Below are 20,208 nucleotides of genomic sequence, written 5' to 3'. Positions count from 1 at the left end.
GTCCGGCGCCGGGCCAGAGGCTTGTGGCGATGTCGGGGGCGTCCGCCATGCTGTCCCCATGACATTCGCGAACGTGGGAACCCTCGGAGTCCAGCCCGGTCGACGCGACGAGGTCGTCGAGATCCTCACCCGCCCGTCGACGGTCCTCGCCCAGTCGGGTTGCCTCAGCTACGAGGTTGGGGTCAACCCCGAACACCCGGACACGGTCTTCGTGAGCGAGCTCTGGATCTCGGCCGAGGCGCACGCCGCGTCACTCCAGCTCGAGAGCGTGAAGGCGAGCATCGCCGAGGCGATGCCGCTCCTCTCGGGCGACTTCGGCGGATTCCGCTTCGACGTGGTCGGGTCCCCGCTGCGCTGAAGGTGCCGCGTCGGTGGAAGACGGTCGCCGACCGGTCAGTCGTCCCAGCCCGCTTGCGGCGTCTCGCACGTCTCTCGATAGACGTATTGCGACGGCAGCTTCCGCTGATGGCTCGACCAGTCGATCGCGGGTCGACGCTGCTCGGGCGGCAGGTAACCCAGCCGGTAGACGGCCATGAGCTCGAGCTCGTCCGGCACCTTCAGCAGGTCGACGATGAGGTCCCACTTTCCCGGCACCTCCATGGGGAACGAGACGAACTGGATGCCCATCCCGAGCTCCGTGGTCGTGAGCCAGACGTTCTCCATCGCCGCCCCCATGCTGAAGAGCGAGTAGAACGACGACAGTTCGCCCGGCCGGTATTCGGAGCGGTCGAGCATGACGCCGAGGAGGAGCGGGGACCCCGCGACGAGATTCCGGTTCTCCGAGCCCAGGGTCTTCGGCACGCCCAGGGCGTTCATGAGAGTCTGCCCGCGCTTCGTGAAGGCCTGGCTCGTGAACGGTCGCAGCGGTGCCGGCAGCTTGTCGAAGAGCATGCCGTCGCGGCGCCGCTCCATCTCCGCGGCGCTGAAACGGAAGTACGGCTTGTAGCGCTCGAAGAACGTGCCGTTCGACATCGCCTCGGTCATGCTCGACCCGCTGATGTCGGCGACGCGTTCGATCGTCGAACGGTCCTCGACGATCACGAAGCGCCACGGTTGGCTGTTGAGCTGCGACGGGGCACGACCGGCGACCTCCATGAGGATGCGCTGGTGCTCCTCGGACACGGGATCGGGCAGGAACGCCCCATTGGTCGTCTTGCGACGTCTGATGGCCTCGAGGAGGTCCACGGTCACCTCCAGGCTCGGATGAGGCCCGCGGCGAAGAACGGCGCGGCCGTGAGCGCCACGACGATGTGCCGGTTCGAGTGCGAGCCGAGGTACGGGATGAGGGAGAGCGGTACCGCGGCGGGTGCGAGGGCGAGGGTGGCAGCCCGCGTCGACCTGCCCGCGCCCCGACGGAGACCCGCCGCCGCTGCCGCGGCCGCGAGAGCCGACGTCGAGATGTAGAGCGCGTGGTGCACCCAGCGGACGTTCGAGGTGTCGATGGTTCGCGTCGCCACCCCGGTCCCGACGGCGCAATTGGCGAGGTAACTCACCGTGGCCGCGGTGAAGAGGTGGGCTGATCTCACTCGAGAAGTGTCGGTCAGCCGGGCGGAGGACACAAGTCGGCGCGCCTCGCGGCCACGGATGCAACAGGTCCTGCTATACGGCGATGCTCGCGGCGTCGTCGTCACCGACGCCGGCCCGTCGGGCCGCCCGCGCGCGGCGCCGATCGAGCATCGCCATGATGGGCGTCGCCGTCGCCCCGTGGAGCACGATCGAGCCGATCACGACGAGTGACGTGAGCGCCCAGAGGTGCTCCCCGCCCGGGAACTCGCCCTCCTGCAGGGCGAAGGCGATGTAGAAGAGGGAGCCGACGCCACGCACACCGAAGAACGAGATGACCGCGCGCTCCTTCGGTCCGGTCTTCCCCGGCGAGAGCCCGATGTACCCCGCGACGGGGCGCACGATGACGAGGATCACGGCGACGACGAGGACGTCGACCCACCCGATCGAGTCGAGGGCGCCGCGCGCGACCGAGCCGCCGAGCAGGACGACGACGGCGACCGTGAGGAGGCGCTCGATCTGCTCGACGAATTTGTGCAGCACCGAGTGATAGCCGTGCGCGCGCTCCGAGGCCCGTAGGGCGGTCGCACACACGAAGACGGCGATGAAGCCGTAGCCCTCGGCGGACTCCGTCGCGCCGTACGCGAGGAAGGTGGCCGCGAGGGCGACGAAACCCTCCGCCTTCTCGGTGAGACCGAGCCGCTCGGAGAGCGACGAGAAGAAGAGCCTCCCGAGCAGCCGTCCCGTGAGGTAGCCGATGCCGACGCCGAGAGCCAGTCGCCAGAGGACGTCGGCGAGGAACCACTCCCCCAGCCACGACGCGGATCCGGCGCCGGCGAGGCTGAGCGCGATCGCCGCGTACGTGAAGGGGAACGCGAGCCCGTCGTTGAGTCCCGCCTCCGAGGTGAGCGCGAAGCGCGCCTCGTCGTCCTCCGCCTCCGCGTCGGTCACCGGTTCGCTCACCTGGACCTCGGTCGCGAGGACGGGATCGGTGGGTGCGAGCGCCGCCGCGAGGAGGACGGCGCTCGCGAGCCCGAGTCCGAGGACGGCCCACCCGAGTACCCCGACGGCGAGCATCGAGAGCGGCATCGTGATGCTGAGCAGCCGCCAGGTCGACGACCAGCCGCGGAGCGACGGCGCCCGGTTGATCGCGAGGCCGGCACCCATGAGCGACACGATCACGCAGATCTCCGTCAGGTGCAGCGCGACCTCGGGATGCTCCATCGGTGACGGATCCGGCAGATTCGGCATGAGGGCGAAGCCGAGGATCCCCGCACCGAGGAACACCATCGGCATCGACACGGGGAGCCGCCCGAGCACGCGGGGAAGGAGCGCGGCGGCGAGGGTCGCGAGACCGATCGCCGCGAAGACCACCCCGGATCCGTCGAACTCGAGCACGCGTGCCGCCTCTCCCTCCCAGCCGACCGACCGACGTCGTCGGAAGTCTGCGATCTCCGGCGAGGAGACGCCCCGTCAGCATCACACCGGCGAGCGGCGCTCACAACGGGTCAGCCGGCCCCGCCGCATGCCGTACAGTGCCCTGTTCTCCCGGCGCGGTTCCCGCCGCCCGCGGTTTCGCGAGAGACTGGGGGTCCACCTCACGGAAAAGAGCACTCATGACCGAGCCGATCGACGCGCGAGTCGCCGTCTACATCGACTTCGACAACATCGTCATCTCTCGTTACGACCAGGTGCACGGCCGCAGCCAGTTCATGCGCGACAAGGCGCGCGCCTACAGCTCCTCGAGCAAGGCCTCCGACGTCGACATGGCCGAGAAGCTCACCCAGGCGACCGTCGACGTCGGCGCGATCATCGACTTCGCCTCCTCGTTCGGCACGCTCGTCCTCACGCGCGCCTACGCCGACTGGTCCGCTCCCGTGAACGCCGACTACCGCGGACAGCTCGTGAGTCGCGCCGTCGACCTCGTGCAGTTGTTCCCCGCCGCGGCGTACGCGAAGAACGGTGCGGACATCCGCCTCGCGGTCGACGCCGTTGAGGACATGTTCCGGCTCCCCGACCTCACCCACGTCATCATCGTCGCGGGCGATTCCGACTACATCGCCCTCGCGCAGCGCTGCAAGCGGCTCGGGCGCTACGTCGTCGGGATCGGCGTCGCCGGGTCGACGAGCCGCTCCCTCGCCGCCGCGTGCGACGAGTTCGCGACATACGACGCGCTCCCCGGCGTGAAGCCCGTCCCGACGGCCGTCGCCGCCCCCCGCATCACGCCGGCCCCGACCGAGGACGTCACGGCGCTCGCGAGCGAGGGCACCGCGATCGCCGCCGGCGTCCCGACCGTCACCTTCCAGGAGCCGCCGATCGAGGTGGCGCCGCCCAAGCGGCGCCGCGCGAAGACCGTCCGCGCCGCCGAGGAGGAGACCGAGCCGGAGCCCGAGAACCCGCAGGAGGTGGCGACGGGTCTCCTCGAGCGTGCGCTCCGTCTCGGGCATGAAAAGGACGACGATGCCGAGTGGCTGCACTCGTCGACGGTGAAGACGCAGATGAAGCGTATGGATCCGTCGTTCAGCGAGAAGGCGCTCGGCTTCCGCACGTTCACCGACTTCCTCGAGTCGCGCAGCGACATCGCGGAGCAGGAGCAGAGCGACAGCGCTCGGCTCGTCCGCCTCGCCCCGGCTCGCGCCGCGGGACGCTGACGCGGGCGGGAGCCGACCCCTCCGCCGGTCGGTGTCAGGAGACGAGGCGCTCCGGCGCGCTCCGTCCCGCATCCGTCTCACCCGACGCCTCGTCCCGGATCTCCCCGGCGATCTCCCGCCAGACGTCGTCGAGGGACAGGCCGAGGACACCCGCGATCGCCGCGATCGTCGGGAACGACGGTGTCGCGACGCGGCCGGACTCGATCTTGCGGAGGGTCTCGGGCGAGATGCCCGCGTCGAGCGCGGTGTCGAGGATCGAGCGTTCGCCGCGTGAGCGTCTGAGGAGCGCGCCGAGTCGTTCGCCGCGTTCGACCTCGGCACGGCTGAGGGGCAGTCTGACCATGCTCCGATCGTACCGCCGCCGACCGCGTGCAGTGGGATTGTTTGACCGGTATAGTTATCCGTCGAACGAAAGGCGCAGCATGATCGAGATCCTCACCCCGGCCGAGATCCACCGGGCCCGGCGCACCGGCGCGCTCGTCGGCCGCATCCTCCGCACGCTGCAGGAGAGCACGACCGTCGGCACGAACCTCCTCGACATCGACCGCCGCGCGAAGGAGATGATCCTCGAGGCGGGCGCCGTTTCCTGCTACGTCGACTACGCCCCCTCCTTCGGCCGCGGCCCCTTCGGCCACTACATCTGCACCGCGGTCAACGACGCCGTCCTCCACGGACTCCCCCACGACTACACCCTCGCCGACGGCGATCTGCTCACGCTCGACCTCGCCGTCTCACTCGACGGAATCGCAGCCGACTCCGCCGTGAGCTTCCTCGTCGGTTCCGCCCGACCGGCGGCGTCCGTCGCCCTCATCGACGCGACGGAACGGGCTCTCGCCGCCGCCATCGCCGCCGCCGGACCCGGAGCACGACTCGGCGATCTGTCGGCCGCGATCGGGTCCGTCCTCTCCGACGCCGGCTACCCGATCAACCTCGAGTTCGGTGGCCACGGCATCGGATCGACGATGCACCAGGACCCCCACGTCGCGAACGACGGACGCGCGGGCCGCGGTTATCGCTTGCGTCCCGGGCTGCTGCTCGCCCTCGAACCGTGGGTGATGGCCGACACCGACGTCCTCGTCACGGACCCCGACGGCTGGACCCTCCGGAGCGCGACCGGCGCGCGGACGGCGCACAGCGAGCACACCGTCGCCATCACCGAGGACGGTGCGGAGATCCTCACCGTCCGCTGACGCCGTGCGCTAGTGCAGCGACGCGTCAGCGCCCGTCTCGACCCACGAGCGGAAGAGGACCTCGAGTCCCGAGCGCGTCGGTGCGCAGCAGAACGGACCGGCCTCGACCGCTGCAGCCTCGGGGAACGGCGCGACGCGGAGCAGGCGGAACGGCTCGTCGCCCGCGCGCGCCCGAATGGTCACGGCGTCGCCCGATCGGCTCGCGCGCACGGTGATGGGGCGCCCCGCCCACTCGGGCACGGGGCCGATCGACCAGTCCGAGACGCCGTTCGTCACGACCGCTCCGACCCCGAGGGCCCCGTCGGCGTACTCGACTCCGGCCTTGATCCACACGTCCTCCGCAGCTCGGACGAAGACGCCGGCCTGATCGAACTCCCCGGAGAACTCGGCCGAGAACGTGACCTCGACCGCGCGGCCCTCGTCGAGCGTCGTCACGAGGGCGTGCTCGGTGTCGTGCACGAAGCCGTAGCTCGTGACGCGCCAGGCGTCGCTCCCCTCGGTCGCCGTGACGAGGAGGCCGTCGGTGGACTCGACGACCGCGGTCGGAGTCGTCGTCCACCGCCCCTCCGTCCACTCGACGGTGCGCTCGGCGGCGGCGTGCTCGGCAGTCATGCGATCTCCTCCGCGGCGGGGTGACGATGCGTCAGCGGCATCGTCCGCCGACGGTTCGAGCCTACCGAGACGTCGCTGCATGCGGTTCCGGACCGGTTCCGCTACCCCTTGCCGCGCTCCGTCCACGTCGCTTCACTGGCAATCCAGGGATCTCACCTGAAGTATCGGAAAGGACTCCCACCATGAGCACTCCATCGAACAACGATCGTCACCACGACGAGACGACCCCGACCGAGCGGCCGGCCGCGGTTCCGGCCGGATCGGGCCGCACGGTCCGCGAGGAGGTCGTCGCCCGCGAGAAGGACGAGTTCGGCGGCATGAAGTTCGGCTCGGCCTTCTTCGGCTGGCTCGCCGCCACCGGCACCGCCGTCCTCCTGACGGCCCTGGTGGCCGGCGCGGGCGCCGCGATCGGCCTCGGTTCGAACGCCGACCCCGACCAGGTCGCCGACGACGCGGCGGCGAACGCCGACACGATCGGCATCGTCGGGGCGATCGCGGTCCTCGTCATCCTCTTCATCGCCTACTACGCCGGCGGCTACGTCGCGGGGCGGATGGCACGTTTCAGCGGAGCGAAGCAGGGCCTCGCGGTCTGGCTGTGGGCCCTCATCATCGCGGTGATCCTCGCGATCGTGAGCGTCATCGCCGGGAGCCAGTGGAACATCCTCGCGAACCTCAACAGCTTCCCGAGGCTCCCGGTCAACGAGGGACAGCTCACGACGGCCGGCATCATCACGGCCATCGCCGCGCTCCTCGTGAGCCTCGGCGGCGCCCTCCTCGGCGGTCTCGCGGGCATGCGGTTCCACCGCAAGGTCGACCGCGTCGGACTCGGTCGCTGAGGCCGGGACCGGAAGGAAGAGAACCATGATCGACCCACGCAGCACCGCCTCCCTCATCGGAGCGGACGTCCTCGACCCCGACGGCGAGAAGATCGGCACCGTCGGCCAGGTCTACCTCGATCCCGACACCGACCGTCCGCTGTGGGCGACCGTCAAGACGGGACTGTTCGGCAGCAAGGAGTCGTTCGTCCCGCTCGAGGGCGCGTCGTACACCGACGACCGGCTCCACGTCGAACACTCGAAGGACGTCGTGAAGCACGCCCCGCGGATCGACGCGGACGGGGCTCTCACGCACGACGAGGAGGACAGCCTCTACGCGCATTACCGCCCGCAGAATGACGACCACGACGGCGACCACCGCCCCGGGCTCGCCGAACGCCTCGGCTTCGGTAAGCACGACCACGCCGAGCATGAGCACGACCAGGACCGCCGTGCTCAGGATCACGACCGCCGTGACGACGACCGCGAGCACGAGCTCGGCTCGGACCGTCGGAGCGAGGACGGGCAGGGTCGCCATGCGGCGAACGGCACGGCTTCCGCGGCGAGAGACGGTGTCGAGACGGGCCGCGTGCGGCTCCGCAAGTACACCGTGACGGAGGAGCAGACCGTCACGGTTCCCGTCACGCGCGAGGAGGTCAGGATCGAGCGTGAACCGCTCGGCGGTGACTCCGACGGCGACGGGAGTCCCGCTCCCGACCGGCGGCAGTGACGCCCGTCGCGTGACGAAAGGGGCCCGGCGCACAGCGCCGGGCCCCTTCTCGTGCGATCGGTGGTCAGCCGCGCGAGCGCTTCAGGACCTTCGAGGCGACGACCGCGACGGCGATGCCGCCAGCGATCCAGGGACCGGCCACGAGGAACGGGTCCATCCACATGTGCTTGAGGTCGGCGCGCTTCCTCCCGAAGCGGGAGCTGATCGGCCGGTGCCCGGGCTCGGACAGCACCCCGGTCTCCGTGATCGGGTTGTCGGGGCGCAGCGTCGCGAACGAGGCCAGGTGGTTCTCGACGGCGTCGACACGGTCGCCGAGGACGAGCAGGAGCCAGTGGGCGAGCTGCCCCTCGCTGTAGCGGTCGTAGGCGCGGCGGCGGATGAGCCCGGAGAGCCCGGACAGCGGCTGCGCCGTCCCGAACACGGGCGTGAGCATCGCGTGCTCGATCGAGCGTTCCCGCGGCGCCAGCTCCTCCTGCCGCTCGGGGAACTCCCAGTGCGCTCCCGTGGGAGGGAGGTCGAAGCGCTCCTTGGGGACCGACGGACGATCGGCGGGGTCGGCGTCGACGCCCCAGCCCGGGATACGCGCCCGCAGTTCGTCGGGCGACTCCGGCGGCTCGGGCTTCTGAGCGGTGTACGGCATGGTGTGTCCTTCCTAGCTCTCGCTCGGGATGATGACGGGCTTGATGCAGTCGTCGAGCTTGGAGGAGAAGATGTGGTACCCCTCCGCGATGTGCTCGAGCGGGATGCGGTGCGTGATGATGTCGCTCGGCGTGAGGTAGCCGTTGCGGATGTGCTCGAAGAGCCGCGGCCACTGCCGCTTCACGGGGGCCTGGTTCATCCGCAGGGTGAGGCCCTTGTTGAGGGCGTCGCCGAACTTCACGGCGCTGAAGAGGGGGCCGTAGGCTCCCATCACCGAGATCGTGCCGCCCTTCCGGACACCGTCGATCGCCCAGTTGAGCGCGACGGGTGAGCCGCCCTGCAGCTTGAACTTCGCGGAGGTGATGTGCTGGATCAGGTTCCCGTCGGCCTCGGCACCCACCGCGTCGATCACGACGTCGGCTCCGAGATAATCCGTCGTCTTCTTCATCTCCACGACGATGTCGTCGTGCTCCAGGAAGTTGCGCGTCTCGGCGTGAGCGAACGTCCGCGCCTTCTCGAGCCGGTACTCGAGGTGGTCGATCACGATGACACGACCGGCGCCCATGAGCCACGACGACTTCGCGGCGAAGAGGCCCACCGGCCCGGCCCCGAGGACGACGACCGTGTCGCCCGGCGTGATGTCGCCGAGCTGGGCGCCGAAGTACCCGGTCGAGAGGGCGTCCGTGCACATCAGTGCATCCTCCTCGTCCATCCAGTCGGGGATGACCTGCGGCCCGACGTCGGCGAATGGGACGCGCACGAACTCGGCCTGTCCCCCGTCGTAGCCACCGGTCGTGTGCGAGTAGCCGTAGATCCCGCCGACGGCCGTCGCGTTCGGATTCACGTTGTGGCAGTTCGAGTACAAGCCGCGCGCGCAGAAGTAGCACGAGCCGCAGTACACGTTGAAGGGCACCATGACCCGGTCGCCCACCCGCAGGTTCTGCACGGACGACCCGACCTCGTGCACGATGCCGATGAACTCGTGCCCGAACGTGTGCCCGATCCGCGTGTCCGGCATCATGCCGTGGTACAAGTGCAGGTCGGAGCCGCAGATCGCCGCTCGTGTCACCTTCACGATCGCGTCGTTCGGGTGCTCGATCCTCGGGATGTCCTTCTCCTCGGTGCGGACCTTGTACGGTCCGCGGTAGACCATCGCTCTCATGCGTCGTCCTCTCGCCTCGTCGACGACTCGCAGCCGTCGGTCATCGTTCCCGAGCTACGCAACCCCACCGGTTTCGGCCGGTCAACCTGTTGCGGAGGGCTTCCGCGACTGCCGGAGGTCCGCTAGGCGCGCGGCGTACGCTGGTCGGGACACCCGATCGCGGGGTGACGAAGGAGGACCCGAGATGCGTGACGCTCTCATCGTGGACGCCGTCCGGACGCCGAGCGGACGGGGGAAACCGGGCGGCGCGTTGAGTGCGGTCCACCCTGTCGACCTCCACGCCCATGTGCTCCGCGCGATCGTCGAGCGCACCGGCATCGACCCCGCGTCGCTCGACGACGTCATCTCGGGTGCCGTCGGGCAGATCGGCGAGCAGAGCGGCAACACCGCGCGCTGGGCGGTGCTCGCCGCCGGCTTCCCCGAGTCCGTCCCCGCCGTGACGATCGACCGGCAGTGCGGGAGCAGTCAGCAGGCCATCCACTTCGCCGCCCAGGGCATCCAGAGCGGCGCATACGACCTCGTGATCGCCTCGGGCGTCGAATCGATGAGCCGCGTGACGATCGGGAGCCAGACCGCGGGGCGGGATCCCTTCGGTGCCGGCGTCGCGGCGCGCTACCCCGGCGGGCTCGTGCCGCAAGGCATCAGTGCCGAGCTCATCGCGGCGCGCTGGGACCTTCCGCGGGAGACTCTCGACGCTTTCGCGGTCGAGAGCCACGCGCGAGCGGCCGCGGCGTGGAACGACGGCCGCTTCGACGCGGAGGTCGTTCCCGTGACGATGGGCGACGGCCGTGTCGTCGACCGGGACGAGACGGTCCGCGAGGGCACGACGGTCGAGCGGCTGGCCTCGCTGCCGCCCGCTTTCGAGGACCCCGCGTGGACGGAGCGCTTCCCCGAGATCGACTGGCGGATCACCGCCGGCAACGCCTCCCCGCTCACGGACGGCGCCTCGGCGGTGCTGCTCGCGAGCCGTGAGGCGGCCGGGCGGCTCGGGCTGCGAGCCCGGGCCCGCGTCCACAGCGTCGCCGTGGCGGGCGACGACCCCGTCACGATGCTCATGGGCATCCTCCCGGCGACACGGAAGGTGCTCGAGCGGGCGGGGCTCGCGATCGGTGACATCGACGCCGTCGAGGTCAACGAGGCCTTCGCGCCCGTCGTGCTCGCCTGGCTCGCCGAGACGGGCGCCGACCCCGCGCGCGTCAACGTCAACGGCGGTGCGACGGCGATCGGACACCCTCTCGGAGCGAGCGGCGGCCGACTCATGACGACGTTGCTCGGCGTGCTCGAGCAGACCGGTGGGCGCTTCGGACTGCAGACGATGTGCGAGGCCGGTGGCCTCGCCAACGCGACGATCATCGAACGGCTCGACTGAGCGTCGGCACCGCCGTCGACGTCGATCCCGCCGGCCGCGACACTAGCACCGCGTCGGCGTCCGAGGACACGGGCTGACGCCGGCACGTGCGCCGCTTACGCTCGCTGCATGAGCTCTCCTGTGACCCTCCTGATCCTCGGCGCCGGCGGCGACCTGACGAAGCGGCTCCTCCTGCCCGGACTCGGCAGTCTGCTCGCGCACCACGACCACGATGTGACGCTGCTCGGAGCAGGCCTCGACGACGACGTCGCCGAGCGCTGGCAGGACCTCGTCAGAGAGTCGCTCGACGCCGCCGGCGACGAGCGCCGGGTCGACGCCCGACGGGGTGACGCCGAGGACACGGATGCGGAGACCACGGACGCCGACCGGACCCGACGCCTCACCGAGTCGACGCGGTACATCACGGCCGACGCGACGGATCCCGCGGCCCTCCGCGAGCTGCTCGCGGCATGCACCGGCGTCCCCGTCATCTACTTCGCTCTGCCGCCCGCCGTCACGGCCAAGGTGTGCCGAGCCCTCCAGCAGGTCGATCTCCCCGAGGGCACTCGGCTCGCGCTCGAGAAGCCCTTCGGCGTCGACGAGGAGAGCGCCCGGGCGCTCAACGCCGTCATCGCGACTCTCGTGCCGGAGCGCCAGGTCTTCCGGATCGACCATTTCCTCGGGAAGTCGACCGTCCTCAACATCCTGGGACTGCGCCTCGCCAACCGCATCCTCGAGCCCGTGTGGAACGAAGCCTCGGTCGAGCGCGTCGAGATCGTCTTCGATGAGACTCTCGGGCTCGAGGGTCGCGCGGGGTACTACGACGGCAGCGGCGCCCTCGTCGACATGATCCAGAGCCACCTCCTCGAGATCCTCGCGATCATCGCGATGGAACTGCCGCCGCGCGTCGACGAGGTGGAGTTGCGCGACAACATCGCGCAGGTCCTCCGCAACACCACGCTCTGGGACGACGACGTCACGAAGACGGCGCGGCGGGCGCGCTACGCCGCCGGACGGATCGGCGACCGCTCGTTGCCGTCGTACGTGGACGAGCCGGGCGTCGACCCGAGCCGCGGGACCGAGACGCTCGCGGAGCTCACGGTCGCGGTCCGGACGCGTCGGTGGGAGGGAGTGCCGTTCGTCCTGCGATCGGGCAAGGCCCTCGGCGCCAAGACGTCGCAAGCCCGCCTGTACCTCCGCGCGGTTTCGCCGGTTCCTGGCCTCGACGGCGTCCCGGAGGAGCAGGTCATCGTGCTCGATCTCATGACGGGTGACGTCGAGCTCCAGGTCACGATGAACGGCGCGGGCGACCCCTTCCGCCTCGAGCAGTCGACCCTCGTCGCCCACCAGGGCGCGGGAGACCTGCTCCCCTACGGCGAGATGCTGCGCGGCATCCTCGACGGCGATCCGCTGCTGTCGATCCGCGGCGACGTCGCGGAGCAGTGCTGGCGAATCGTCGACCCGGTGATCGCCGCGTGGAAGCGCGACCACGGCGACCTCGACGAGTACCCGGCCGGCTCGGCAGGCCCAACCGACTGGTGATCCGAAGCGCTTTCCCCCCGATCGGGGGGAAAGGTACTTGCGCCGGACGGCCCGCGTCAAGCACTTCGCACTTCTTCTCCTTCCCGATTGGCTGGCGAGTACTTCTCCCCCGCCGACGGAAAGGACTTTTCCGTGTCGAACGACGTCGAGACCGTGCACCGCGACCGCGACCACCTGCAGGAACGCTGGGCCGAGAAGGAGAGGTGGACGGGGCAGCGGTTCGCCGAGGCCGCGCGGTCCCGCGGTGAGCGACGGCGGCGGATCGAGGACGAGATCACGGTCGCTCACCTCGATCTCGTCGACACGCTCGCCGCGCGGATCGTGGGTGCGAGCCGCGAGATCCGCGACGCCCGCCAGGTGGGGTGCGTCGGTCTCGTGAAGGCCGTTCGACGCTTCGAGCCCGACAGGGGTGTCCCGTTCGTCCCGTTCGCCGTTCCGACGATCGGCGGGGAGATCAAACGGCATCTCCGCGACAACGGCTGGTTCGTGCGACCGCCCCGCAGCGTCCAGGAGCTCCGGGCCGAAGCTCTCCGCGCGACCGTCGAGCTCGGTCAATGCATCGGGCGGGAGCCGACGATGGCCGAACTCGCCGGACACCTCGATCGGAGCATCACCGATGTCGTGCAAGCCCTCGCGGCGGACTCGAGCCTCCGCCCGACCTCCCTCGATGCGCCGATCACGTCCGATGACGCGACGCCGTTCGGTCAGACGATCCCCGTCGTCGACGACTCCTTCGAGAGGGTCGATCTCGCGCTGACCCTGCGCTCGGTCCTCAGCACGCTCGACCCGCGGGACCAGCGTGTCGTCGAACTGCGCTTCGTCCAGCACCGCACCCAGCGCGAGATCGCTCACGAGATCGGAGTCACCCAGATGCAGGTGTCGCGCATCCTCTCCCGCATCCTCGAGACCCTCCGCGATCGGCTGGGCGATCTTCGCCCGCCCACGGTCGGAGCGGCCTGACCGTTCGACCGTCCGACCCCGTCAGCGCACGGGGAGCGTCTCGACGGCGGCGATGACGTCGTCGACCGTGACCGCGAGGAGCGCGGGGTCGGGCTCCGCCGAGAACACGTCTCCCCGTCGCACCGACGCGTCGGTGAGGACGATGTGCGGACCGCTCTCCGGCGGGCCCCATTCCTCGGGAGGAGCGGGACCGAAGATCACGACGGACGGGATGCCGTACGCCGACGCGAGGTGCGCGGCGCCTGTGTCGACGGTGACGACCAGCCGTGCCGCGGCGACGACCGCCGCGAACTCGACGAGGTCGAGGCGCCCGGCGAGCACGTCGTCGGGGTCGAGCCCGGCACGGGTCGCGATGTCCATGGCGCGCTCCCGCTCGACGTCCCCTCCCGTCAGGACGAGCCGGTGGCCTGCCGCGCGGAGGCGCGATGCGACCTCCGCGAACCGGTCAGCCGGCCAATGGCGGGCACCGTAGAACGCACCGACGTGCACGACCGTCGCGCCGCGCACCCGCGGCGGGATCGCGGGAACGTCGATCCCGACCTCCTCGGGGTCGGCCGGGATGCCGTGCTCGACGAGCAGTCGCGTCCAGCGGTATCGCTCGAGGACTCCGTCGACCCACTCGGGACCGTCCGCATCGTCGGGACGGTGGGCGATGAGCCGCCGTGGCTCGATCGCCGCGAGGAGTCCGCCACTCTCGGGTCCCCGACCATGGAGGTTCACGGCGACGTCGACGACTCCCGGCTCGACACGGAGCGGCTGCGAGAGACCGGGGGTCGGCAGCACCTCGTCGACCGCCCCCACGAGACCGACGATCGGCTCGAGCCATCCCGTCGTCGCGAGCACGATGCGGTGCTCCGGGAACTCCCTCCGGAGCGCGTGCAGCGCGGGAACGGCGACGAGCAGGTCCCCGAGCTTGATGGCACGCAACGCGAGCAGGGTGGGTCGGTCGGGATCGGATCCGAGGAGCGTCATCACTCCATCGTGGCAAAAACGGTCCGTCGGGCGCACGGGCGTTTCGACTCCCGAGAAGTGGGTATCAGGGTCGTATGGGATTCGACGGGACCGCGGCGACCGGTACGGCAGCGCCGAGCGCCGTGCTGTTCGACCGCGACGGCACTCTCGTGCGGGACGTGCCCTACAACGGCGATCCCGCACTCGTCGAGATCCTCCCGACGGTGCGGGAGGCTCTCGACCTCGTCCGGGACGCGGGCGTACCCGTCGGCGTCGTGTCGAACCAGTCGGGTGTCGCGCGCGGCCTCATCTCGCTCGACGACGTCCGCGCCGTCAACGGCGCGATCGACGACCTCGTCGGCCCGTTCGACGTGTGGTGCGTGTGCCCCCACGGTCCCGACGACGGCTGCCCCTGCCGGAAGCCGCGACCGGGCCTCGTGCTGGACGCGTGCGAGCGCCTCGGGGTCGACCCCCGCGGGGCCGTCGTGATCGGCGACATCGCCGCCGACCTCGGAGCCGCCGCGGCGGCCGGCGCGACGGGAGTGCTCGTGCCGACCGAGGTGACCCTGGTCCCCGAGGTCCTCGCCGCGGAGTTCGTCGCGTCGACCGCTCTCGAGGCCGTGGAGCTCGCGCTCTCCGGGGTGGTGACACGATGACGGGGCGGATCCTCGTCGTCCGGCTCGACAGCGTCGGAGACGTGCTGGTCTCGGGACCCGCCGTCCGCGCCGTCGCGGCGAGCGGCGCAGAGGTCGTGCTGCTCGCAGGACCGCAAGGCGCGCCAGCGGCCCGTCTCCTGCCTGGCGTCACGGAAGTCCTCACGTGGGACTGCCCGTGGATCACCGACCCCGCTCGCGACGTGCGCCAGCCGGTCGTCGACGAGCTGCTCGGGCTCGTCCTGTCCGCAGGCGTCGAGGAGGCCGTCGTCCTCACGTCCTTCCACCAGAGCCCCCTGCCGCTCGCCCTCCTGCTGCGGCTCGCCGGTGTGCGACGCATCTCCGCGGCCTCGGTCGATTACCCGGGCAGCCTCCTCGACGTGCGAGTGCGCCCGGGTGAGGACTTCCCCGAGGACCAGCCGGAGCCCGTTCGCGCCCTCCGCATCGCCGAGGCGGCGGGCTTCCATCTGCCACCCGGCGACGACGGCCGCTTGCGCGTGCGCGACGCCGGTGCGCTCCCGGAGGACGTCGGCGGCGACGCCTACGTCGTCGTCCACCCGGGGGCCGCCGTCCCGGCGCGCACGTGGCCTGCCGGGCACCACGCCGCGACGGTCGATCTGCTCACGGGCCGTGGCGTCCGCGTCGTCGTCACGGGGGGACCGTCCGAACGCTCCCTCACCGCGGCCGTCGCCGGATCGACCGGCACGGACCTCGGCGGGAGGACCGACCTCGGCTCCCTCGCCGCCGTGCTGCGCCATGCCGCCGCGGTCGTCGTCGGGAACACGGGGGCTGCGCACCTCGCCGCAGCCGTCGGCACTCCCGTCGTGAGCCTCTTCTCGGCCGTCGTCCCTCACGAGCGCTGGGCGCCCTACGGTGTGCCGACGGTCCTCCTCGGGGATCAGGACGCACCGTGCGCCCGCAGCCGGGCGCGCATCTGCCCCGTCCCGGGCCACCCCTGCCTCACGACCGTGCACCCCGAGCAGGTCGTCGACGCCGTCTTCGCCCTCACGGGCCCGATCGGGTCGGCGGCGACCTTCGGCAGCGCCACGATCGCGGCCCCCCGACGCAAGGAGCACCGGCGGTGAGAATTCTCCTCTGGCACGTCCACGGCGGCTGGTCGGACGCCTTCGTCCGCGGCGGTCACGACTATCTGCTCCCCCGCACCCCCGACGGTGGCGCGTGGGGGTTGGGACGCGGCGGCCGGCCGTGGCCCGAGAACGCCGTCGAGGTCGCTCCGGATGAGCTCGCCTCCATCGACGTCGACCTCGTCGTGCTCCAGCGACCGGAGGAGATCGAGGTCGCCGCGAACCTCCTCGGCCGCCGCCCCGGTCGCGACGTCCCTGCGGTGTTCCTGGAGCACAACACACCGAAACCGGCGGCCGTGACGACGCGGCATCCGCTCGCCGACCAGTCCGACATCCCGATCGTGCACGTGACCCACTTCAACGACCTCGTGTGGGATTCCGGTGACGCACCCACGGTCGTCATCGAGCACGGGATCCCCGACCCCGGCCCGCTCTACACGGGCGAGATCGAGCGCCTCGCCGTCGTGACGAACGAACCCGTCCGGCGCTGGCGCATCACGGGGACGGACCTGCTGCCGCGCTTCCTCGAGGCCGGCCCCCTCGATGTCTTCGGGATGGGAACGGACGAGCTGCCGGCCGCCATCGGCGCGAGCGGTGACGACGTGATCGTGCGGGGGGACCTGCCCACGGCGCGGATGCACGCCGAACTCGCGCGACGCCGCGTCTACGTGCACACCGCGCGGTGGACCTCGCTCGGGCTCTCCCTCCTCGAGGCCATGCATCTCGCGATGCCCGTCGTGGTCCTCGGCGTCACCGAGGCCGGTCGCGCCGTGCCGCCCGAGGCCGGCGCGATCTCGACGGATGTGGACGAGCTCGCCGCCGCCGCGCGACGACTGCTCGCCGACCCCGACGCGGCGAAGGCCGCCGGCCGCGCCGCTCGCGAAGCTGCCATCGGCCGCTACGGCCTCGACCGGTTCCTCCGGGACTGGGACGAGGTGCTCGCCGACGCGGCAGCCATGAGCCGCAGGACCGCTCCCGCTACGACCGGAAGGAACGCGACATGAGGATCTCCATGGTCTCGGAACACGCGAGCCCACTCGCGACGCTCGGCGGAGTGGACGCGGGCGGCCAGAACGTCCACGTCGCCGAACTCTCCGCCGCCCTCGCACGTCGGGGGCACGAGGTGACCGTCTACACGCGACGAGACTCCCCCGACCTGCCCGAGCGCGTCGCCTTCGCGCCCGGCGTCGAGGTCGTGCACATCGACGCCGGACCGCCGGCGTCGATCCCCAAGGACGAGCTCCTCCCCTTCATGGGCGACCTCGCTGCGGGCGTCGCCGACGACTGGGCACGCACACGGCCGGACGTCGCCCACGGCCACTTCTGGATGTCGGGGGTCGCGGTGCTCGACGCGGCCGACCGCGCCGAGCGCGCCGGCCTCCGCCCGGCGGTGCTGCACACCTATCACGCGCTCGGGGTCGTCAAGCGCCGCAACCAGGGCGCCGACGACACGAGCCCCACGGAGCGGGAGCCCCTCGAGACCGACATCGGTCGGCGGGCCGACGCGATCGTCGCGACGTGCTCGGACGAGGCGTTCGAGCTCCGCATGCTCGGCGTGCCGGCCGCCCACATCTCCGTCGTCCCGTGCGGCGTCGACCTCGACCACTTCACGCCCGACGGGCCGAGCGAGGAACGCGGCCGCCCGCACCGCATCACGACGGTCGGTCGGCTCGTGCAGCGCAAGGGCGTCGGAACCGTCATCGAGGCTCTCGCCGCGGTCGTCGGGAACGGGTTCGACGCCGAACTCGTGGTGGTCGGGGGCGGCGGGAGCGCCGACGACCCGGAGATCCGACGGCTCCGCGGCATCGCCGAACGCGCCGGCGTCGCCGATCGCGTCGTGCTGCGCGGGCAGATGGCGCAACGGGATCTGCCGGCCGTCATGCGCTCGTCGGATCTCGTCGTCTGCGCCCCGTGGTACGAGCCCTTCGGCATCGTGCCGCTCGAGGCGATGGCGTGCGGGGTCCCCGTCGTCGCGAGCTCGGTCGGCGGACTCATCGACTCGGTCGTGAGCGGGACGACGGGCACGCACGTCCCACCACGCGATCCCGCCGCGATCGCCGATGCCGTCTCCGAACTGCTCGCACGGCCCGAGCAGCGAGAGGCTTTCGGCCGGGCGGGTCGGCGACGCATGGCGTCCCGCTACTCGTGGAACCGTGTGGCCGCGGACACCGAGCGGGTCTATCGCGCGACCGCGGCGGCTCGCCGTCGTGGCGACGAGCCTCTCGAGACCGTCGGCCGGGTAAACGGGATCGGGTCGAGACGGCACACGCGACGACAGGGAGGTACACGATGACCATGCAGGCCCGCCGCGGCACCGGAACCGATACCGCCGACACCGACACCGACACGAGGACTCTCGCGAGACCCGCGCGCGAGGCCACGACCTCGACCGACGTGCGGGACGCCTCGCCGTCCGGCCGCGTGATCCGCGATCACGTCGACGCCCTCCACGGCGTCCTCACCGCGCTGCAGTCCGAAGCCGATCACCTCGCCTCCTGGGGGCGGACCCTCGCCGACCACCTCGAGGCGGGTGGTCGTGCCCTCGTCGCCGGCAACGGCGGCTCAGCGGCGGAGGCCCAGCACCTCACGGCGGAGCTCGTCGGTCGCTTCGACGGCGATCGGAAGGCGTATTCGGCGATCGCCCTGAACGCGGATTCGTCGAGCGTCACCGCGATCGGCAACGACTACGGCTTCGACGAGGTCTTCGCACGGCAGGTCCGGGCGCATGCCCGCCCGGGCGACGTCGTCATCCTCCTCTCGACGAGCGGGGCGAGCGCGAACCTCTTGAGCGCGGCGGCGGCGTGCGCCGAGGTCGGTGCTCGGAGTTGGGCCGTCACGGGGCCGGGTCCCAACCCGCTCAGCACCGCGTGCGACGACGCGATCTGCCTCCCCGGGTCCTCACCCAATGTGCAGGAGGCCGAACTCGTCGCGGTGCACGCCGTGTGCCTCGCGTTCGACGCGCGCCTGCGCGAATTCGCCACCGAGCGTCCGGGGACACGCTCGTGAGGATCGTGGTCGTGGGCGATGCCCTGCTCGACGTCGACGTCGACGGGAGCGCCGAGCGTCTGAGTCCCGACGCTCCCGTCCCCGTCGTCGACCTGCGGTCACGTTCCGTGCGAGCGGGAGGCGCCGGCCTCGTCGCGACGATGCTGCGACGCGACGGCATCGACGTCTCGCTCGTGTCCTCGATCGCCGCTGACGATCACGGCGCCGAACTCGTCGGGGCGCTCGACGGGGTCCGCGTCGTGACCGCCGGTTCGGGTGATCCCACTCCCGTGAAGACGCGCGTGCGCGCGTCCGGTCACGCCATCGCGCGACTCGACGAGGCGTGCGGCCCGCCCGGCGAGCTCGTCGTCGACGGAGCGATGCTCGCCGAGTTCGAGGGGGCCGACGCGATCGTCGTGGCGGACTACGGCCGCGGCATGGCAGCGCACCCGGCGATCCGCGCCGTCGTCGCGCGACGCGCCGGCACGATCCCCGTCGTCTGGGACCCGCACCCGCGCGGTGCCGTTCCCGTGGCGGGCGTCACGATCGTCACACCGAACCGCGGGGAGGCCGCCGCGTTCGCCGGCAGGAGTGTCGACGGTGTCCCGGACGCCGCCGCCGCGGGCGAACGCCTCCTCGAGGACTGGCGCGTCGAACGTGTCGCTGTGACGCTCGGCGAGGGCGGCGCCGTGCTCTCGGCGCCCGGGCGGCTGCCGCTCGTCGCGACGGCCCGTGCCGTCGACTCCGCCGATCCGTGCGGTGCCGGCGACCGCCTCGCGGCGACTCTCGCACTCGAACTCGCGGCCGGCGCGTCGGCGGAGGACGCGTTGCGCGCCGCCGTGGCCCGGGCATCGGCGTTCCTCGCCACCGGCGGCGTCGCCGGGCTCGAGCTCCCGGACAACGCCGCAGCGATCGGCGGAGAGGCCGCCGAGGCACTCGCCGTGGCGCGCGCTACTCGGGAGCGCGGCGGCACTGTCGTCGCGACGGGAGGGTGCTTCGACCTCCTGCACGCCGGTCATGCGCGCACCCTCGCGGCGGCCCGCTCACTCGGCGACTGCCTCATCGTGTGCCTCAACTCTGACTCGTCGGTGCGGCGGCTCAAGGGCAGGGAACGCCCCCTCATCCGCCAGGAGGATCGCGTCGACCTGCTGCTCGCGCTCGAGTGCGTCGACGCCGTTCTCGTCTTCGACGAGGACACCCCGGAGGAGGCGATCGCGCGGATCGAGCCCGACCTGTGGGTGAAGGGCGGCGACTACGTCGCGGCCGACCTCCCCGAGACCCGCGTGCTCGCCGAACGCGGCGGCCGCGTCGTCACCGTGCCGTACATCCCCGCCCGATCGACGTCGGCGCTCGCGGAAGCCCTCGCCCGCGTGGGCTGACGC

The 20,208-nt window shown here is 71.4% G+C and carries 22 protein-coding genes; 14 read left to right on the top strand and 8 right to left on the bottom strand.

From position 1 onward, the window contains the following. The first annotated feature begins 58 nt into the window (after positions 1-58). Positions 59-358 carry a putative quinol monooxygenase gene (locus ELQ90_RS05400; RefSeq protein WP_128494264.1) on the top strand — a complete coding sequence of 100 codons (300 nt, stop codon included), beginning with the start codon at positions 59-61 and terminating at the stop codon, positions 356-358. Positions 359-393: 35 nt separating this feature from the next. Here ELQ90_RS05400 and ELQ90_RS05395 read toward each other — a convergent pair whose 3' ends face one another. The 3 genes from ELQ90_RS05395 to ELQ90_RS05385 all read right to left on the bottom strand — a co-directional run bounded on the left by ELQ90_RS05395 (position 394) and on the right by ELQ90_RS05385 (position 2,901). Continuing rightward, positions 394-1,185 (bottom strand): nitroreductase family protein, encoded by a 792-nt coding sequence (locus ELQ90_RS05395; RefSeq protein WP_128494263.1) that lies wholly within the window; start codon positions 1,183-1,185, stop codon positions 394-396. A 2-nt stretch (positions 1,186-1,187) separates the two neighbouring features. Next, complete coding sequence (locus tag ELQ90_RS05390) at positions 1,188-1,526, bottom strand: hypothetical protein (RefSeq protein WP_128494262.1); 339 nt, start codon at positions 1,524-1,526, stop codon at positions 1,188-1,190. Between the two features lie 73 nt (positions 1,527-1,599). After that, complete coding sequence (locus ELQ90_RS05385; protein WP_128494261.1) at positions 1,600-2,901, bottom strand: cation:proton antiporter; 1,302 nt, start codon at positions 2,899-2,901, stop codon at positions 1,600-1,602. A gap of 218 nt (positions 2,902-3,119) precedes the next feature. Between ELQ90_RS05385 and ELQ90_RS05380 the strand changes: the two genes are divergently transcribed. Then, on the top strand, positions 3,120-4,154 hold the full coding sequence (locus ELQ90_RS05380; protein ID WP_128494260.1) for an NYN domain-containing protein: 1,035 nt from the start codon (positions 3,120-3,122) through the stop codon (positions 4,152-4,154). Between the two features lie 34 nt (positions 4,155-4,188). Here the strand turns inward: ELQ90_RS05380 and ELQ90_RS05375 are convergent, their stop codons facing one another. Then, positions 4,189-4,497 (bottom strand): helix-turn-helix domain-containing protein, encoded by a 309-nt coding sequence (locus ELQ90_RS05375; RefSeq protein ID WP_128494259.1) that lies wholly within the window; start codon positions 4,495-4,497, stop codon positions 4,189-4,191. A gap of 79 nt (positions 4,498-4,576) precedes the next feature. Here ELQ90_RS05375 and map point away from each other — a divergent pair, with 79 nt between their 5' ends. Beyond that, the gene (map, locus tag ELQ90_RS05370; protein WP_128494258.1) at positions 4,577-5,344 is read left to right on the top strand and encodes a type I methionyl aminopeptidase; all 768 of its coding nucleotides are present in this window, start codon (positions 4,577-4,579) and stop codon (positions 5,342-5,344) included. A 9-nt stretch (positions 5,345-5,353) separates the two neighbouring features. Here map and ELQ90_RS05365 read toward each other — a convergent pair whose 3' ends face one another. Further along, the gene (locus ELQ90_RS05365) at positions 5,354-5,956 is read right to left on the bottom strand and encodes a DUF1349 domain-containing protein (RefSeq protein ID WP_128494257.1); all 603 of its coding nucleotides are present in this window, start codon (positions 5,954-5,956) and stop codon (positions 5,354-5,356) included. Between the two features lie 182 nt (positions 5,957-6,138). Between ELQ90_RS05365 and ELQ90_RS05360 the strand changes: the two genes are divergently transcribed. Further along, positions 6,139-6,792: a hypothetical protein gene (locus ELQ90_RS05360; RefSeq protein ID WP_128494256.1), complete on the top strand. Its 654-nt coding sequence runs from the start codon at positions 6,139-6,141 to the stop codon at positions 6,790-6,792. Between the two features lie 25 nt (positions 6,793-6,817). Then, entirely contained in the window at positions 6,818-7,501 is a 684-nt protein-coding gene (locus ELQ90_RS05355; protein WP_128494255.1) for a PRC and DUF2382 domain-containing protein, read from the top strand. A gap of 64 nt (positions 7,502-7,565) precedes the next feature. On the opposite strand, the gene ELQ90_RS05350 is transcribed toward ELQ90_RS05355, so the two are convergent. Together ELQ90_RS05350 and ELQ90_RS05345 are read right to left on the bottom strand one after the other, a co-directional pair. Further along, positions 7,566-8,141 (bottom strand): hypothetical protein, encoded by a 576-nt coding sequence (locus tag ELQ90_RS05350; RefSeq protein ID WP_128494254.1) that lies wholly within the window; start codon positions 8,139-8,141, stop codon positions 7,566-7,568. 12 nt (positions 8,142-8,153) lie between these two features. Continuing rightward, on the bottom strand, positions 8,154-9,302 hold the full coding sequence (locus tag ELQ90_RS05345) for a zinc-dependent alcohol dehydrogenase (RefSeq protein ID WP_128494253.1): 1,149 nt from the start codon (positions 9,300-9,302) through the stop codon (positions 8,154-8,156). Positions 9,303-9,486: 184 nt separating this feature from the next. Between ELQ90_RS05345 and ELQ90_RS05340 the strand changes: the two genes are divergently transcribed. The 3 genes from ELQ90_RS05340 to ELQ90_RS05330 all read left to right on the top strand — a co-directional run bounded on the left by ELQ90_RS05340 (position 9,487) and on the right by ELQ90_RS05330 (position 13,152). Beyond that, positions 9,487-10,671, top strand: coding sequence for a thiolase family protein (locus ELQ90_RS05340; protein ID WP_128494252.1), 1,185 nt, complete (start codon positions 9,487-9,489; stop codon positions 10,669-10,671). A gap of 108 nt (positions 10,672-10,779) precedes the next feature. After that, a complete protein-coding gene (locus tag ELQ90_RS05335; RefSeq protein WP_128494251.1) occupies positions 10,780-12,192 on the top strand; it encodes a glucose-6-phosphate dehydrogenase in 1,413 nt (470 codons plus the stop codon). Between the two features lie 132 nt (positions 12,193-12,324). After that, entirely contained in the window at positions 12,325-13,152 is an 828-nt protein-coding gene (locus ELQ90_RS05330) for a sigma-70 family RNA polymerase sigma factor (protein ID WP_166408862.1), read from the top strand. A 21-nt stretch (positions 13,153-13,173) separates the two neighbouring features. Here the strand turns inward: ELQ90_RS05330 and ELQ90_RS05325 are convergent, their stop codons facing one another. Beyond that, the gene (locus tag ELQ90_RS05325) at positions 13,174-14,124 is read right to left on the bottom strand and encodes a glycosyltransferase family 9 protein (RefSeq protein WP_128494249.1); all 951 of its coding nucleotides are present in this window, start codon (positions 14,122-14,124) and stop codon (positions 13,174-13,176) included. 74 nt (positions 14,125-14,198) lie between these two features. On the opposite strand from ELQ90_RS05325, the gene ELQ90_RS05320 reads away from it, so the two are divergent. The 6 genes from ELQ90_RS05320 to ELQ90_RS05295 are packed head-to-tail and all read left to right on the top strand — an operon-like array spanning position 14,199 to position 20,205. Then, positions 14,199-14,759 carry a D-glycero-alpha-D-manno-heptose-1,7-bisphosphate 7-phosphatase gene (locus tag ELQ90_RS05320; RefSeq protein ID WP_128494248.1) on the top strand — a complete coding sequence of 187 codons (561 nt, stop codon included), beginning with the start codon at positions 14,199-14,201 and terminating at the stop codon, positions 14,757-14,759. Further along, positions 14,756-15,841, top strand: coding sequence for a glycosyltransferase family 9 protein (locus ELQ90_RS05315; RefSeq protein ID WP_128494247.1), 1,086 nt, complete (start codon positions 14,756-14,758; stop codon positions 15,839-15,841). The genes ELQ90_RS05320 and ELQ90_RS05315 overlap by 4 nt, the downstream gene beginning before the upstream one ends. Next, positions 15,838-16,845 (top strand): glycosyltransferase, encoded by a 1,008-nt coding sequence (locus ELQ90_RS05310; RefSeq protein WP_128494246.1) that lies wholly within the window; start codon positions 15,838-15,840, stop codon positions 16,843-16,845. Before ELQ90_RS05315 ends, ELQ90_RS05310 begins: the two co-directional genes overlap by 4 nt. Continuing rightward, positions 16,842-18,134, top strand: coding sequence for a glycosyltransferase (locus ELQ90_RS05305; protein ID WP_128494245.1), 1,293 nt, complete (start codon positions 16,842-16,844; stop codon positions 18,132-18,134). Before ELQ90_RS05310 ends, ELQ90_RS05305 begins: the two co-directional genes overlap by 4 nt. Next, positions 18,131-18,847 carry a D-sedoheptulose-7-phosphate isomerase gene (locus ELQ90_RS05300; RefSeq protein ID WP_243696026.1) on the top strand — a complete coding sequence of 239 codons (717 nt, stop codon included), beginning with the start codon at positions 18,131-18,133 and terminating at the stop codon, positions 18,845-18,847. The genes ELQ90_RS05305 and ELQ90_RS05300 overlap by 4 nt, the downstream gene beginning before the upstream one ends. After that, a complete protein-coding gene (locus tag ELQ90_RS05295) occupies positions 18,844-20,205 on the top strand; it encodes a PfkB family carbohydrate kinase (protein WP_128494244.1) in 1,362 nt (453 codons plus the stop codon). The genes ELQ90_RS05300 and ELQ90_RS05295 overlap by 4 nt, the downstream gene beginning before the upstream one ends. Positions 20,206-20,208 lie beyond the last annotated feature (3 nt).

Origin of the sequence: Labedella phragmitis (assembly GCF_004078635.1) — a bacterium.
Taxonomy (GTDB): domain Bacteria; phylum Actinomycetota; class Actinomycetes; order Actinomycetales; family Microbacteriaceae; genus Labedella; species Labedella phragmitis.
The sequence above is the reverse complement of the archived record's forward strand: the minus strand, read 5'-3'. Positions and strand labels throughout refer to the sequence as shown.

Bases quoted from the DNA above. Each gene is read 5' to 3' on its own strand.
- ELQ90_RS05400 (WP_128494264.1), top strand. From the start codon at position 59: ATGACATTCGCGAACGTGGGAACCCTCGGAGTCCAGCCCGGTCGACGC.
- ELQ90_RS05380 (WP_128494260.1), top strand. From the start codon at position 3,120: ATGACCGAGCCGATCGACGCGCGAGTCGCCGTCTACATCGACTTCGAC.
- ELQ90_RS05375 (WP_128494259.1), bottom strand. From the start codon at position 4,497: ATGGTCAGACTGCCCCTCAGCCGTGCCGAGGTCGAACGCGGCGAACGA.
- map (WP_128494258.1), top strand. From the start codon at position 4,577: ATGATCGAGATCCTCACCCCGGCCGAGATCCACCGGGCCCGGCGCACC.
- ELQ90_RS05365 (WP_128494257.1), bottom strand. From the start codon at position 5,956: ATGACTGCCGAGCACGCCGCCGCCGAGCGCACCGTCGAGTGGACGGAG.
- ELQ90_RS05360 (WP_128494256.1), top strand. From the start codon at position 6,139: ATGAGCACTCCATCGAACAACGATCGTCACCACGACGAGACGACCCCG.
- ELQ90_RS05355 (WP_128494255.1), top strand. From the start codon at position 6,818: ATGATCGACCCACGCAGCACCGCCTCCCTCATCGGAGCGGACGTCCTC.
- ELQ90_RS05350 (WP_128494254.1), bottom strand. From the start codon at position 8,141: ATGCCGTACACCGCTCAGAAGCCCGAGCCGCCGGAGTCGCCCGACGAA.
- ELQ90_RS05345 (WP_128494253.1), bottom strand. From the start codon at position 9,302: ATGAGAGCGATGGTCTACCGCGGACCGTACAAGGTCCGCACCGAGGAG.
- ELQ90_RS05340 (WP_128494252.1), top strand. From the start codon at position 9,487: ATGCGTGACGCTCTCATCGTGGACGCCGTCCGGACGCCGAGCGGACGG.
- ELQ90_RS05335 (WP_128494251.1), top strand. From the start codon at position 10,780: ATGAGCTCTCCTGTGACCCTCCTGATCCTCGGCGCCGGCGGCGACCTG.
- ELQ90_RS05325 (WP_128494249.1), bottom strand. From the start codon at position 14,124: ATGACGCTCCTCGGATCCGATCCCGACCGACCCACCCTGCTCGCGTTG.
- ELQ90_RS05320 (WP_128494248.1), top strand. From the start codon at position 14,199: ATGGGATTCGACGGGACCGCGGCGACCGGTACGGCAGCGCCGAGCGCC.
- ELQ90_RS05315 (WP_128494247.1), top strand. From the start codon at position 14,756: ATGACGGGGCGGATCCTCGTCGTCCGGCTCGACAGCGTCGGAGACGTG.
- ELQ90_RS05305 (WP_128494245.1), top strand. From the start codon at position 16,842: ATGAGGATCTCCATGGTCTCGGAACACGCGAGCCCACTCGCGACGCTC.
- ELQ90_RS05300 (WP_243696026.1), top strand. From the start codon at position 18,131: ATGACCATGCAGGCCCGCCGCGGCACCGGAACCGATACCGCCGACACC.